Raw genomic sequence first — 15,715 nt, forward strand, 5'->3', positions numbered from 1 at the left:
TGTGGTAATTATTTATTTACACATATGGATTGAAAACTTTACACGCCATGGTATTGTGTACCCCATCAAACGATAAATACGCTAAACGACATCCGCTAAACAGAGATAGGGTAAAGAATATGATCATGCAAAAAGATGCGCTCAATAATGTCCATATCAGTGCTGAACAAATACTGATAACCCCGGAAGAACTGAAAAACCAGTTTCCTTTGAGCGACAATGATCAGTATGCGATTGAATCCGCTCGCAAAACCATTGCTGACATTGTTCAAGGACGAGATCCACGTTTATTAGTCGTTTGTGGCCCATGTTCGATCCACGATGTGGATGCTGCTCTGGATTATGCGCGTCGTTTGAAAACACTCTCTGCGGAGTTGAGTGATAGCTTATATATCGTTATGCGTGTCTATTTTGAAAAACCAAGAACTACTGTCGGTTGGAAAGGCCTTATCAACGACCCGGCAATGGATGGCTCTTTCGATGTGGAAGCTGGCTTACATATTGCCCGTCGATTACTGCTGGATTTAGTGGGTATGGGGTTGCCGTTGGCAACTGAGGCACTGGATCCGAATAGCCCGCAATACCTGGGTGATTTGTTCAGTTGGTCAGCAATTGGTGCGCGTACCACTGAATCACAAACTCACCGTGAAATGGCATCTGGTTTATCCATGCCAGTTGGATTCAAGAATGGTACTGATGGCAGTTTGGGCACCGCAATCAATGCAATGCGTGCTGCGGCTATGCCACATCGCTTTATGGGAATTAACCAATCCGGTCAGGTTTGTTTGTTGCAAACCCAGGGCAATCCACACGGTCATGTGATTTTACGTGGTGGCAAAACCCCTAACTACAGTGCACAAGATGTCGCTCAGTGTGAAAAACAGATGCAGGATGCGGGACTCACTCCATCCTTAATGATAGATTGCAGTCATGGTAATTCGAATAAAGACTACCGTCGCCAGACTGCCGTCGCTGAATCTGTGGTTGAACAGATCAAGGCGGGTAATCGTTCTATCACCGGTGTGATGTTGGAAAGCCATATCCACGAAGGGAATCAGTCATCTGAACAACCCCGTACTGCTATGCACTACGGGGTTTCAGTGACCGATGCCTGTATTAACTGGGAAAGCACCGAAACCTTGTTACGTGGCATGCATCAAGAATTGCGTTCAGTGCTGGCGGCACGGACTGTAGAGGAAGAGTAAGTATGGTGGCTGAACTGACCGCTTTACGCGATCAAATTGATGAAGTCGATAAAGCCCTGTTGGACTTGCTGGCTAAACGCCTGCATTTAGTGGCAGAAGTAGGTGAAGTTAAAAGCCGTTATGGTTTACCTATTTATGTTCCAGATCGTGAGGCTTTGATGTTGGCCTCACGCCGACAGGAAGCTGAGGCTTTAGGTGTACCGCCGGATTTGATTGAAGACGTATTGCGTCGGATAATGCGAGAGTCTTATACCAGCGAGAATGACAAAGGTTTTAAAACCTTGTGCCCACAATTGCGGCCCGTAGTCATTATCGGTGGGCAAGGGCAGATGGGGCGTTTATTTAGCCGCATGCTGGGCTTGTCTGGTTACCAGGTGAAAACACTGGAGCAAGAGGACTGGCCACAGGCTGAGTCCATTCTGGCGGATGCTGGTATGGTGATTGTTAGTGTACCCATCCATATCACTGAAGAAGTGATTGGGCGATTGCCAAAATTACCGCCAGATTGCATTTTATTGGATCTCGCTTCGGTGAAAAACAAGCCGCTGCAAGCCATGCTGGCTGCTCATGAAGGGCCGGTTGTGGGTCTGCATCCGATGTTTGGCCCTGATGTGGGCAGTCTGGCGAAGCAAGTGGTGGTGTATTGTGATGGTCGCGACCCGCAAGCATACCAGTGGCTGTTGGAGCAGTTACAGGTATGGGGGGCAAGATTACACCGCATCAGCGCTGTCGAACATGATCAGAATATGGCATTTATTCAGGCATTACGGCATTTTGCGACCTTTGCCTATGGGCTACATCTGGCTGAGGAAAACGTGCAGCTAGAGCAATTGTTGGCACTGTCTTCACCGATTTATCGTCTGGAACTGGCGATGGTTGGGCGGTTGTTTGCGCAAGACCCACAGCTTTATGCCGATATTATTATGTCTTCGGAAGATAATCTGGCGCTAATTAAACGTTATTACAAACGCTTTGGTGAAGCGATTACTTTGCTCGAGCAGAGTGATAAACAAGCCTTTGTCCAAAGTTTTCAGAAAGTTGAGCACTGGTTTGGCGATTATGCAGAGCGTTTTCTGGTGGAGAGCCGTTCATTGCTGCGTCAGGCGAACGATAGCCGGCTATAATCATACCCGTCATTGGTTGCACTTGTTACTCGGCCCATCCTTGGGCCTTGTAAATCCTAAGCGTTGTGAATCTCTAAAGCTGCGTTAACTTGGATTGACCGGAATCACGTTCTCGCTTGGGTAGCAACCCAATATTTTCAATGAACGGGTAATAGGTGCTAAGTCTGCCAGCGCTTTTTGCATCGAATCGGACCGTAAATTAGCCTGCACATCAATATAAAACATCTCTTCCCACGGATTGCCATTAATCGGGCGGGATTCCAGTTTCGTCATGATGATACCGTGGTCTCGCAGCACTAATAGTGCTTCAACCAGTGCCCCTGATTGCTGACCCGTCGCCATAATTAAGGTGGTTTTGGCCGGTATCTGCTCTGAAACTTCAATGGACTTACGGGCAAGAACAATGAAGCGAGTGATATTTTGTTGCTGATTCGCCAGATTATGTTCCAGCACCTGCAAATTATACAGTGCACCACCGGCTTCACTACCCAGAGCGGCGGCTGTTGGCGAGTTCATTTGTGCCACTTTTTCCATCGCCGCAGCAGTGCTTTCGCAATACTCAATTTTCCAATGAGGGAAACGATTAATGAACTGGCTGCACTGCTGGAAAGGTTGTGGGTGACTGTATACGGTTTCGATTTTGCTCAGGTCAGTTTCAGTTGCAACCAGAACACAGTGGTCAATAGGGTTGGTTATTTCCCCTACGATGAACAAACTGGTGTGTTGCAGCAAATCATAAACGTCGTTAATAGAGCCGGAACTGGTGTTCTCTATCGGTAAGACGGCGTAATCCGCTTGCCCGGTTTCTACCTGAGTGAAAATATCTTGGAATTTCTGACAACCACATTCAATCAGTTGCTCAAAATGACGAGCGGCATATTGACGTGCAGCCAGATGTGAATAAGAGCCTTTTGGGCCCAGGAAAGCGATACGGGCAGAATGCAGGGCGGTTTGATTAAGCTGATGTTGTAACAGTGCCTGCTGAGTTAAGACCGAGTCTTCGATAATAAGTTGGAACAGACGAGTGACATAGAATCCGTCGAGGTCATAGGGCTTAGCGGCAGTTATCAAGGCATCCAGTAAGTCACGTTCACGCTCTTTATCGCGAATAGGACGATGATGGAGCTGCTTAGCTTTAGCGACATCCACTGCTAATTCACGCCGCTCTGCCAGCAAGGCGAGCAGTTTTAAGTCTAGTGCGCTGATGCGTTCACGTAGCACCAGTAATGGATTATCGGTCATAGGGATTTGCCTTATTTTTCTGAATGATTATACCCTAAATAATTCGAGCAGCAGGAAGGTAGCCAATGCACATGCAGCTTGAAGTATGACGAGGATATACACATAAAAAAAGCCTCCCGCTTGGGAGGCTTTGTTGTTCGTCTTCGCATTCTTTATCACACGACGAAACGCCTCCCAATCAGGGGAAGGTAAAAAAGAATGCGAAGAAAAACACTTTATTGATCATCGTTACTGGTTACCTGTTTTACTCGTAAGTGTGTTGCCACGAAAAAAATAGTAAAGAAAGTCAGTTCTTAAAACTGATCAGACTCTAAATTAACCGCCAGCCTGAATTGCTGTCAATAAAAAACGCGCCCAAAGGCGCGTTAGATCCGAAATGAGATGGATGGCTCCGGCTATTGTTCTTGCTCGGACTCTTCTTCCTCTACATCTACTGATTCCAGATTAGCTTCTTTAACACTACTTGCTGCGCGGCGAGCTTCACCTTTGTGCTGCACTTTATTTAATTGGCGTTCTAGTTTGGTGATAAGCTCATTAATTGCAGCATACATATCATCATGTTTGGCACTGGCAACCAATGGCCCCATTGGTGTACTGATAGTTGCATCGGCAACAAATCCTTGTGGACCTTTAGACAGTACGATGTGCGGGTTTATTAACTGGGCCTGCCATTTATCCAGTTTGGTGAGACGGTCTTCAACATGCTTGCGAATTGCTGGGGTAATATCCATTTGCTTACTGGTAATGTTGACTGTCATATGACTTACCTCTCTGTCTGCTCCGTCTTGGATAACTTCAGCATACCTCTCTTTCTCACAAAATGTATGATCAAGGTCACTTTTTTTTGTCACTTTTTGCAAAGGTCATGGGAACTGTGATTCAACGTCAGGAATAGCGGCTGGGGGCTTGAATCATTGATTATAATGCCGCATTATTGATAAGTTATATTGCCTGCATTCAGTTAAAAACGGCGTTATTTTTCTGTTTTAGATAGGATATTAGCGCGATAGTCTGATGCAGTGAGTTTTCTCGGCCTACACCAGTAAAGTGAACATCTGCCGTAAGGCAAGAATTGAAAACGGCAGCCTAGGCTGCCGTTTGTTATTTTATCGAGCCAGACAATATCAGGCTGGGTTCGCTGCAATTATCTTGGCAACTTTGTCTGCCTCGGCATTGAGTTGCAGTTGTTTATAAGCATTTTCCATCAATGGCAACGCATCACGGGTTGCTTGAGTATCAGGATAATCTCTCAACATTTGTTCTACACGGTTAACTACCGCGACGTAAGCGCCTCGTTTAGTGTAATATTGCGCCACGGCCAGTTCATGCTTGGCCAGACGATTTTTCAAGAACGTCAGGCGTTTTTGCGCATCAGTTGCGTACTGGCTGTTCGGATAGTTTTGAATCAACTGGTTAAAATCGCGGAATGCGGCCTTGGCATGTTGCGGGTCGCGGTCTGAACGATCAATCCCGAAGAAACCTTGCAATGCGCTGTCATCCAGAGCCATGTCAGTCAAACCACGCATATATAATACGTAATCGATGTTAGGATGTGTTGGATTGAGGCGCATAAAGCGATCGATTGAGGCTTGCGCCAACGGCAGATCAGCAGATTTATAATACGCATAAATCAAATCAAGCTGAACTTGTTGGGAGTAAGGCCCGAAAGGATAGCGGTTATCTAACGCTTCTAGTTGCGTAATAGCTCCCTTAAAGTTACCGTCCTGCAGTTTTTGCTGAGCGGTAGCATAGAGCTCAGAAGGCGGGTTATCGGGAACCACGTCCTTGTTACTGGAGCAACCGGTCAGCACCAGGCTCAACGTGGCGGCAGCCACCAGATATTTCATACGCGTCATGACGTTTTGATTATCCTCGAAGTGTTATTCCGGGAGACTGTCCGTTAAGCTCCCGACAAAGATCTAGATACAATAGCACATTATATTAAACGGCATCGCCGTCAAAACCCAACGTTAACGAACAAGAAGCTGCATATGGCACAACAAGTACAACTCAGCGCAACGGTGGCCGAATCTCAACTCGGTCAACGGTTAGATCAGGCTTTGGCCGAATTGTTCCCTGATTATTCAAGATCTCGCATAAAAGAGTGGATTTTGGAAGACAGGGTTAAAGTCGACGGTAAAACAATTAATAAGCCTAAAGAAAAAGTGTTGGGTGGTGAGCTCGTCGCCATTGACGCGCAAATTGAGGAAGATGCCCGCTGGGCGCCTCAAGACATCCCACTGGATATCGTCTATGAAGATAACGATATTTTGGTCATTAATAAACCCCGTGGTTTAGTTGTGCATCCCGGAGCCGGCAACCCAGATGGTACGGTTCTGAATGCGCTGCTCTATTATTATCCTGAAATCATGGATGTCCCGCGCGCGGGTATCGTTCATCGCCTGGATAAAGATACTACTGGTTTGATGGTAGTAGCAAAAACGGTTCCGGCACAAACGCGTTTGGTTGAAGCACTGCAAGCGCGTGAAATTACCCGTGAATATGAAGCCGTAGCCATTGGCAATATGACTGCGGGCGGTCGGGTCGATGAGCCAATTTCTCGTCATTCCACCAAGCGTACTCACATGGCTGTGCACCCAATGGGTAAACCAGCAACTACCCATTACCGGATTATGGAGCATTTCCGCGCCCATACCCGCCTGCGTTTGCGTTTAGAAACGGGCCGTACCCATCAGATCCGCGTGCATATGTCTCATATTAACCATCCACTGGTGGGTGATCAGTTTTATGGTGGCCGTCCGCGCCCACCTAGAGGCGCCTCTGATTCCTTTATTTCCATTCTGCGTGGTTTTGATCGTCAGGCATTGCATGCAACCATGCTGCGTTTGTATCACCCTATCAGTGGTATCCAAATGGAATGGCATGCAGCATTACCAGAAGATATGGTTGAGCTGATAAATGCGCTGAAGGCTGATACTGAAGAATTCAAAGACCAGATGGATTGGTAATGAGTCCCCAACTGATACTTCCAGACTGGCCGATGCCTGCCGGTGTTAAGGCATGTAGCACCACCCGTCACGGTGGTATCAGCGAATCGCCTTATGATTCATTAAACCTTGGTACCCATGTTGGTGATGTTGCAGCCAGTGTGACAGCTAATCGCCAGCGATTAGTTGAACTGGCTGGCTTGCCGCAAATGCCTGTTTGGTTGGAGCAGGTGCATGGTACTCGTGTCCTGCATCTGGATGGTAAGGCGGTAGCTGATGTACAGGCTGACGCGGCTTATAGCCGGGTTGCCGGGCAAGTTTGTGCCGTAATGACCGCAGATTGCCTACCGGTCCTGTTTTGTTCATTAGCAGGCGATGAAGTTGCGGCCGCACATGCTGGTTGGCGTGGTTTATGTGCTGGCGTCCTTGAACAGACGCTGGCGCAGTTCAACGCGGCCCCTGCTTCTATTATTGCCTGGTTAGGCCCAGCCATTGGCCCACAGCAGTTCGAAGTGGGTGAAGAGGTGAAACTGGCCTTTATCAATATCGACCCAGCATCCGCCTCTGCTTTTGTTCCCTCAGGCACTAAATATCTCGCTGACATCTATCTATTGGCTCATTTGCGGCTACAGGCTGCAGGTATTCACGCTATTTATGGCGGTAATTGCTGTACTGTGAGTGAAAAACAGCAATTTTTCTCTTATCGGCGCGATGGAATCACTGGACGTATGGCAAGTTTAGTCTGGCTGATATAACCTACTGAATTAGGACGATCCGCTGACGCATAACGAATTACTTTAAATATAGTGTCGAAATAACCTTGAAAATTTGAGGGATGACCTCATCTAATCTCCAGTAGCAATTTTGACCAATATCGGAGGTGTTATGCGTCTGGATCGTCTTACTAGCAAATTCCAGCTTGCCCTCGCCGATGCCCAGTCTTTAGCGCTTGGGCGCGACAACCAGTTTATTGAACCGTTACATTTGATGAGCGCACTGCTCAATCAGGATGGGGGGACGGTTCGCCCATTGTTGACCTCGGCGGGTATTAATGTTGCCAGTTTGCGCAGCGACATTGAGCAGGCTTTAGGTCTTCTTCCACAAGTTGAAGGTACCGGCGGTGATGTTCAACCATCAAACGAGCTGGTACGTGTATTGAATCTTTGTGACAAGTTAGCGCAAAAGCGTGCAGATAAGTTTATCTCTTCAGAACTGTTCGTGTTGGCAGTGCTTGAAGACCGCGGCACCTTAACTGACATGTTAAAGGCTGCCGGTGCAACAACTGATAAAATAGATAAGGCAATTGAAAATATGCGTGGTGGTGACAAAGTCGATGATCCAGGCGCCGAAGATCAGCGTCAGGCGTTGAAAAAATTCACTATCGACCTGACTGAGCGTGCAGAGCAGGGGAAACTTGATCCGGTGATTGGCCGTGATGAAGAGATTCGCCGTACTATTCAGGTGTTACAACGTCGTACCAAAAACAACCCGGTATTAATTGGTGAACCCGGTGTCGGTAAAACCGCCATCGTGGAAGGGTTGGCACAACGTATCGTCAATGGCGAAGTGCCGGAAGGCCTGAAACATAAACGTGTGCTGTCATTAGATATGGGCTCACTGATTGCCGGTGCTAAGTATCGTGGTGAATTTGAAGAGCGTCTAAAAGGCGTGTTGAACGATTTATCAAAACAAGAAGGTAGTGTGATCTTGTTTATTGATGAATTGCATACCATGGTTGGCGCTGGGAAAGGCGATGGGGCGATGGATGCTGGTAACATGCTGAAACCTGCGTTAGCGCGCGGTGAACTGCATTGCGTCGGTGCGACCACCCTGGACGAATATCGCCAGTATATAGAGAAGGATGCGGCGCTGGAGCGGCGTTTCCAGAAAGTCTATGTTGCGGAACCGACAGTCGAAGACACCATTGCTATTTTGCGCGGGCTGAAAGAGCGATATGAACTGCATCATCATGTGCAGATCACCGACCCGGCAATTGTTGCCGCGGCAACACTGTCGCACCGTTATATTTCGGATCGCCAGTTACCGGATAAAGCCATTGACCTGATCGATGAAGCCGGTTCCAGTATCCGTATGCAAATGGATTCAAAACCAGAATCATTGGATCGGCTGGAGCGCCGAATTATCCAATTGAAACTGGAACAGCAAGCGCTGAACAAAGAATCCGATGACGCCAGTAAAAAACGGCTGGAAATGCTCAATACCGAATTAGAGCAGAAAGAGCGTGAGTATTCTGAGCTGGAAGAAGAGTGGAAAGCTGAAAAAGCCTCACTGACTGGGACTCAGAATATTAAGACTGAGTTGGAACAGGCCAAAATTACCTTAGAACAGGCTCGACGTGTGGGTGACTTGGCTCGGATGTCAGAACTTCAGTACGGTAAAATCCCTGAGTTGGAAAAACAGCTAGCGGCAGCCAATGCGCTGGAAGGGAAAACCATGAAGTTGCTGCGCAATCGTGTCACTGAGGTTGAGATTGCTGATGTCCTGGCGCGCTGGACGGGTATTCCGGTATCACGCATGCTGGAAAGTGAACGCGATAAACTGCTGCGCATGGAACAAGACCTGCATAAACGTGTCATTGGTCAGGATGAAGCAGTCGAAGCAGTATCCAATGCTATCCGCCGTAGTCGTGCTGGGTTATCAGATCCGAACCGGCCAATTGGTTCCTTCTTATTCTTAGGCCCGACGGGGGTAGGTAAAACTGAATTATGTAAAGCATTGGCCACGTTCTTGTTCGACAGCGACGATGCCATGGTGCGTATTGATATGTCAGAGTTTATGGAGAAACACTCCGTATCTCGGCTGGTTGGTGCACCTCCGGGCTACGTTGGCTATGAGGAAGGTGGTTATCTGACGGAAGCGGTGCGCCGTCGTCCTTATTCTGTAATCTTGTTAGATGAAGTGGAAAAAGCACATCCTGATGTGTTCAACATCTTGTTGCAGGTATTGGATGATGGTCGCTTGACTGACGGGCAGGGGAGAACGGTTGATTTCCGTAACACGGTTGTCATCATGACCTCTAACCTCGGTTCAGATTTGATTCAGGAACGTTTCGGTGAAAGAAGTTATACCGAAATGAAGAATATGGTGATGGAGGTTGTTAGCCATCACTTCCGTCCTGAATTTATTAACCGTATAGATGAGGTGGTTGTCTTCCATCCGCTTGGTCGAGCACATCTGGCCTCAATTGCCAGTATTCAACTGGAGCGGCTGTATAAACGTCTGGAAGAGCGTGGCTATCAGGTTACCATTACTCAACCTGCGTTGGAATTCCTGGGGGAAACCGGCTTTGATCCTGTTTATGGTGCACGGCCATTGAAACGCGCGATTCAGCAGGAAATCGAGAACCCGCTGGCGCAGCAGATACTTTCCGGCAAATTAATCCCGGGAGTACCTGTTACTTTAGATGTGGAAAACGGGCATATCATTGCCAGACAGTAATCGTTAATCCTCAAGGGGGCGAGAAATCGCCCCCTTTTTGTTTTCTTTTTCGCCATATTTGCGATTTTTGCCGTATTAATGAGCGGTTGAAAATTTTTTTCAAATTAGGGGTTGCAGGCTGTCAGGAACTCCCTATAATGCGCCTCCACTGACCGGGAACAACGAAACATACTTCGCCGGGTCAGGAAGCGAAAAGAATGATTTTGACTTCGAAAGAAACCAAAGAAACTCTTGACTCTTCAGCGGGAAAGCGTATTATCTGCCTCCCGCGTTACCGTAAGATTCGCCGAAAGGCAAACGGGTAACGAACGCTCTTTAACAATTTATCAGACAATCTGTGTGGGCACTCGCAAGACGATATCGAAGCCTGTTTCGGCAGGCAGAAGAAATATCAAAGTCTTGAAGAGTGACCAAAGCAGTACACATTTGAACTTCGGTTCGAATGCTTATTTGCAGAAAGTAATCTTTGAGCATCGCTGCTTTTATTAGCAGCAAATCAAACAAATCTTAAATTGAAGAGTTTGATCATGGCTCAGATTGAACGCTGGCGGCAGGCCTAACACATGCAAGTCGAGCGGCAGCGGGAAGTAGTTTACTACTTTGCCGGCGAGCGGCGGACGGGTGAGTAATGTCTGGGAAACTGCCTGATGGAGGGGGATAACTACTGGAAACGGTAGCTAATACCGCATGACCTCGCAAGAGCAAAGTGGGGGACCTTAGGGCCTCACGCCATCGGATGTGCCCAGATGGGATTAGCTAGTAGGTGGGGTAATGGCTCACCTAGGCGACGATCCCTAGCTGGTCTGAGAGGATGACCAGCCACACTGGAACTGAGACACGGTCCAGACTCCTACGGGAGGCAGCAGTGGGGAATATTGCACAATGGGCGCAAGCCTGATGCAGCCATGCCGCGTGTGTGAAGAAGGCCTTCGGGTTGTAAAGCACTTTCAGCGAGGAGGAAGGCAATCGTGTTAATAGCACGGTTGATTGACGTTACTCGCAGAAGAAGCACCGGCTAACTCCGTGCCAGCAGCCGCGGTAATACGGAGGGTGCAAGCGTTAATCGGAATTACTGGGCGTAAAGCGCACGCAGGCGGTTTGTTAAGTCAGATGTGAAATCCCCGCGCTTAACGTGGGAACTGCATTTGAAACTGGCAAGCTAGAGTCTTGTAGAGGGGGGTAGAATTCCAGGTGTAGCGGTGAAATGCGTAGAGATCTGGAGGAATACCGGTGGCGAAGGCGGCCCCCTGGACAAAGACTGACGCTCAGGTGCGAAAGCGTGGGGAGCAAACAGGATTAGATACCCTGGTAGTCCACGCTGTAAACGATGTCGACTTGGAGGTTGTGCCCTTGAGGCGTGGCTTCCGGAGCTAACGCGTTAAGTCGACCGCCTGGGGAGTACGGCCGCAAGGTTAAAACTCAAATGAATTGACGGGGGCCCGCACAAGCGGTGGAGCATGTGGTTTAATTCGATGCAACGCGAAGAACCTTACCTACTCTTGACATCCACAGAACTTAGCAGAGATGCTTCGGTGCCTTCGGGAACTGTGAGACAGGTGCTGCATGGCTGTCGTCAGCTCGTGTTGTGAAATGTTGGGTTAAGTCCCGCAACGAGCGCAACCCTTATCCTTTGTTGCCAGCACGTAATGGTGGGAACTCAAGGGAGACTGCCGGTGATAAACCGGAGGAAGGTGGGGATGACGTCAAGTCATCATGGCCCTTACGAGTAGGGCTACACACGTGCTACAATGGCAGATACAAAGTGAAGCGAACTCGCGAGAGCAAGCGGACCACATAAAGTCTGTCGTAGTCCGGATTGGAGTCTGCAACTCGACTCCATGAAGTCGGAATCGCTAGTAATCGTAGATCAGAATGCTACGGTGAATACGTTCCCGGGCCTTGTACACACCGCCCGTCACACCATGGGAGTGGGTTGCAAAAGAAGTAGGTAGCTTAACCTTCGGGAGGGCGCTTACCACTTTGTGATTCATGACTGGGGTGAAGTCGTAACAAGGTAACCGTAGGGGAACCTGCGGTTGGATCACCTCCTTACCTAACGATACGCATTGCGTAGTGTCCACACAGATTGTCTGATAGAAAGTAACGAGCAAATAAGGCCGGACTGAGAGATTAGTCGGGCTTTAGTACCTTGTTGGGTCTGTAGCTCAGGTGGTTAGAGCGCACCCCTGATAAGGGTGAGGTCGGTGGTTCAAGTCCACTCAGACCCACCAACTCATCCTCATAGTGCGTTACAGACACACTCGTTTATACCCATAAACGTCGCGTGACTGCGCCTTGTCTGAGAATGAGTTATGCCGATAAGGTATTTTGCTTTTTATATGGGGCTATAGCTCAGCTGGGAGAGCGCCTGCCTTGCACGCAGGAGGTCAGCGGTTCGATCCCGCTTAGCTCCACCATATAAAAAAACTATTTCAAAACGTACTGCGGTCGTAAGGCACAGTGTGTTGTGAAATATTGCTCTTTAACAATCTGGAACAAGCTGAAAATTGAAACAATACAGCTGAAACTTATCTCTCCGTAGAATGACTGAGGTAAGGATTAACCTGTATTAGAGTCTCTCAAATAATCGCAATGCCAATGTGCATTCTGATGAAGAGAGTCGCGTGAGCTAAGTGAAGGCAAGGCGTACGGCACAGAGGAAGCGGAGTGAACTTCATGTTCATGAGCATTCCGAGTACCGCACAACGCTGTATTCACGACGCGCAACCGACTTGAACATAAGAAACACCTTTGGGTTGTGAGGTTAAGCGACTAAGCGTACACGGTGGATGCCTAGGCAGTCAGAGGCGATGAAGGGCGTGCTAATCTGCGAAAAGCGTCGGTAAGCTGATATGAAGCGTTACAACCGACGATACCCGAATGGGGAAACCCAGTGCAATTCGTTGCACTATTGCATGGTGAATACATAGCCATGCAAGGCGAACCGGGGGAACTGAAACATCTAAGTACCCCGAGGAAAAGAAATCAACCGAGATTCCCCCAGTAGCGGCGAGCGAACGGGGAAGAGCCCAGAGTCTGAATCAGTTTGTGTGTTAGTGGAAGCGTCTGGAAAGTCGCACGGTACAGGGTGATAGTCCCGTACACCAAAACACACTTGCTGTGAACTCGATGAGTAGGGCGGGACACGTGACATCCTGTCTGAATATGGGGGGACCATCCTCCAAGGCTAAATACTCCTGACTGACCGATAGTGAACCAGTACCGTGAGGGAAAGGCGAAAAGAACCCCGGCGAGGGGAGTGAAATAGAACCTGAAACCGTGTACGTACAAGCAGTGGGAGCCTACTTTGTTGGGTGACTGCGTACCTTTTGTATAATGGGTCAGCGACTTATATTTTGTAGCAAGGTTAACCGAATAGGGGAGCCGTAGGGAAACCGAGTCTTAACTGGGCGTCTAGTTGCAAGGTATAGACCCGAAACCCGGTGATCTAGCCATGGGCAGGTTGAAGGTTGGGTAACACTAACTGGAGGACCGAACCGACTAATGTTGAAAAATTAGCGGATGACTTGTGGCTGGGGGTGAAAGGCCAATCAAACCGGGAGATAGCTGGTTCTCCCCGAAAGCTATTTAGGTAGCGCCTCGTGAACTCATCTTCGGGGGTAGAGCACTGTTTCGGCTAGGGGGTCATCCCGACTTACCAAACCGATGCAAACTCCGAATACCGAAGAATGTTATCACGGGAGACACACGGCGGGTGCTAACGTCCGTCGTGAAGAGGGAAACAACCCAGACCGCCAGCTAAGGTCCCAAAGTCATGGTTAAGTGGGAAACGATGTGGGAAGGCATAGACAGCCAGGATGTTGGCTTAGAAGCAGCCATCATTTAAAGAAAGCGTAATAGCTCACTGGTCGAGTCGGCCTGCGCGGAAGATGTAACGGGGCTAAACCATGCACCGAAGCTGCGGCAGCGACACTTAGGTGTTGTTGGGTAGGGGAGCGTTCTGTAAGCCGTTGAAGGTGACCTGTGAGGGTTGCTGGAGGTATCAGAAGTGCGAATGCTGACATAAGTAACGATAATGCGGGTGAAAAACCCGCACGCCGGAAGACCAAGGGTTCCTGTCCAACGTTAATCGGGGCAGGGTGAGTCGACCCCTAAGGCGAGGCTGAAAAGCGTAGTCGATGGGAAACAGGTTAATATTCCTGTACTTGGTGTTACTGCGAAGGGGGGACGGAGAAGGCTAGGCTAGCCGGGCGACGGTTGTCCCGGTTTAAGCATGTAGGCGGAGTGACTTGGTAAATCCGGTTGCTTATCAACGCTGAGGTGTGATGACGAGCCACTACGGTGGTGAAGTAGTTGATGCCAAGCTTCCAGGAAAAGCCTCTAAGCATCAGGTAACATTAAATCGTACCCCAAACCGACACAGGTGGTCAGGTAGAGAATACTCAGGCGCTTGAGAGAACTCGGGTGAAGGAACTAGGCAAAATGGTGCCGTAACTTCGGGAGAAGGCACGCTGGCATTAGGTAAAGAGACTTGCTCTCGGCGCCGAAGCCAGTCGCAGATACCAGCTGGCTGCAACTGTTTAATAAAAACACAGCACTGTGCAAACACGAAAGTGGACGTATACGGTGTGACGCCTGCCCGGTGCTGGAAGGTTAATTGATGGGGTCAGCCGCAAGGCGAAGCTCTTGATCGAAGCCCCAGTAAACGGCGGCCGTAACTATAACGGTCCTAAGGTAGCGAAATTCCTTGTCGGGTAAGTTCCGACCTGCACGAATGGCGTAATGATGGCCAGGCTGTCTCCACCCGAGACTCAGTGAAATTGAACTCGCTGTGAAGATGCAGTGTACCCGCGGCAAGACGGAAAGACCCCGTGAACCTTTACTATAGCTTGACACTGAACATTGAGCCTTGATGTGTAGGATAGGTGGGAGGCATCGAAGTGTGGACGCCAGTCTGCATGGAGCCAACCTTGAAATACCACCCTTTAATGTTTGATGTTCTAACTCGGCCCCGTGATCCGGGGTGAGGACAGTGTCTGGTGGGTAGTTTGACTGGGGCGGTCTCCTCCCAAAGAGTAACGGAGGAGCACGAAGGTTAGCTAATCACGGTCGGACATCGTGAGGTTAGTGCAAAGGCATAAGCTAGCTTGACTGCGAGAGTGACGGCTCGAGCAGGTACGAAAGTAGGTCTTAGTGATCCGGTGGTTCTGAATGGAAGGGCCATCGCTCAACGGATAAAAGGTACTCCGGGGATAACAGGCTGATACCGCCCAAGAGTTCATATCGACGGCGGTGTTTGGCACCTCGATGTCGGCTCATCACATCCTGGGGCTGAAGTAGGTCCCAAGGGTATGGCTGTTCGCCATTTAAAGTGGTACGCGAGCTGGGTTTAGAACGTCGTGAGACAGTTCGGTCCCTATCTGCCGTGGGCGTTGGAAGATTGAGAGGGGCTGCTCCTAGTACGAGAGGACCGGAGTGGACGAATCACTGGTGTTCGGGTTGTCATGCCAATGGCATTGCCCGGTAGCTAAATTCGGAAGAGATAACCGCTGAAAGCATCTAAGCGGGAAACTTGCCTCGAGATGAGTCTTCCCTGGGGCTTTAAGCCCCCTGAAGGAACGTTAAAGACTATGACGTTGATAGGCTGGGTGTGTAAGTGCAGCGATGCATTGAGCTAACCAGTACTAATGATCCGTGAGGCTTAACCTTACAACACCAAAGGTGTTTTAGATTTGAGAGATAGAAATTTTCAGCGAAGTTCCGAGATTGGGCTGAC

The 15,715-nt window shown here is 49.0% G+C and carries 8 protein-coding genes, 2 tRNA genes, 2 rRNA genes and 1 other annotated feature; of the genes, 9 read left to right on the plus strand and 3 right to left on the minus strand.

All coding sequences use genetic code 11. The features are described from left to right. Window positions 1–125: 125 nt before the first annotated feature. Both ACWJJO_RS04795 and tyrA read left to right on the plus strand, forming a co-directional pair. A complete protein-coding gene (locus ACWJJO_RS04795) occupies window positions 126–1,205 on the plus strand; it encodes a 3-deoxy-7-phosphoheptulonate synthase (protein WP_083160223.1) in 1,080 nt (359 codons plus the stop codon). A 2-nt stretch (window positions 1,206–1,207) separates the two neighbouring features. Further along, a complete protein-coding gene (gene tyrA, locus ACWJJO_RS04800; protein ID WP_083160221.1) occupies window positions 1,208–2,329 on the plus strand; it encodes a bifunctional chorismate mutase/prephenate dehydrogenase in 1,122 nt (373 codons plus the stop codon). Between the two features lie 84 nt (window positions 2,330–2,413). On the opposite strand, the gene pheA is transcribed toward tyrA, so the two are convergent. The 3 genes from pheA to bamD form a co-directional block, all read right to left on the minus strand. Beyond that, the gene (gene pheA, locus ACWJJO_RS04805) at window positions 2,414–3,571 is read right to left on the minus strand and encodes a bifunctional chorismate mutase/prephenate dehydratase (RefSeq protein ID WP_083160219.1); all 1,158 of its coding nucleotides are present in this window, start codon (window positions 3,569–3,571) and stop codon (window positions 2,414–2,416) included. Between the two features lie 102 nt (window positions 3,572–3,673). Next, window positions 3,674–3,798 (minus strand) — a sequence feature (Phe leader region). Between the two features lie 168 nt (window positions 3,799–3,966). Next, entirely contained in the window at window positions 3,967–4,329 is a 363-nt protein-coding gene (raiA, locus tag ACWJJO_RS04810) for a ribosome-associated translation inhibitor RaiA (RefSeq protein ID WP_083160217.1), read from the minus strand. A gap of 366 nt (window positions 4,330–4,695) precedes the next feature. Beyond that, window positions 4,696–5,427 (minus strand): outer membrane protein assembly factor BamD, encoded by a 732-nt coding sequence (gene bamD / locus ACWJJO_RS04815; protein WP_032905545.1) that lies wholly within the window; start codon window positions 5,425–5,427, stop codon window positions 4,696–4,698. Between the two features lie 135 nt (window positions 5,428–5,562). Between bamD and rluD the strand changes: the two genes are divergently transcribed. The 7 genes from rluD (at window position 5,563) to ACWJJO_RS04850 (ending at window position 15,648) form a co-directional block, all read left to right on the plus strand. Then, window positions 5,563–6,540: a 23S rRNA pseudouridine(1911/1915/1917) synthase RluD gene (rluD, locus tag ACWJJO_RS04820; protein ID WP_481090690.1), complete on the plus strand. Its 978-nt coding sequence runs from the start codon at window positions 5,563–5,565 to the stop codon at window positions 6,538–6,540. Next, window positions 6,540–7,274, plus strand: a complete 735-nt coding sequence (gene yfiH / locus ACWJJO_RS04825) for a purine nucleoside phosphorylase YfiH (RefSeq protein ID WP_442848095.1) — start codon at window positions 6,540–6,542, stop codon at window positions 7,272–7,274. Before rluD ends, yfiH begins: the two co-directional genes overlap by 1 nt. A gap of 130 nt (window positions 7,275–7,404) precedes the next feature. Then, window positions 7,405–9,978: an ATP-dependent chaperone ClpB gene (gene clpB, locus ACWJJO_RS04830; protein ID WP_481090691.1), complete on the plus strand. Its 2,574-nt coding sequence runs from the start codon at window positions 7,405–7,407 to the stop codon at window positions 9,976–9,978. Between the two features lie 509 nt (window positions 9,979–10,487). Then, window positions 10,488–12,030 (plus strand): 16S ribosomal RNA (locus ACWJJO_RS04835). 102 nt (window positions 12,031–12,132) lie between these two features. Then, window positions 12,133–12,209: transfer RNA gene (locus ACWJJO_RS04840), tRNA-Ile, on the plus strand. A 110-nt stretch (window positions 12,210–12,319) separates the two neighbouring features. Then, a tRNA-Ala gene (locus ACWJJO_RS04845) sits at window positions 12,320–12,395 on the plus strand. A gap of 345 nt (window positions 12,396–12,740) precedes the next feature. Continuing rightward, window positions 12,741–15,648: ribosomal RNA gene (locus ACWJJO_RS04850) — 23S ribosomal RNA — on the plus strand. The 16S and 23S rRNA genes sit together here with 2 tRNA genes alongside, the layout of an rRNA operon. Window positions 15,649–15,715 lie beyond the last annotated feature (67 nt).

This window comes from Yersinia antarctica (assembly GCF_056636475.1).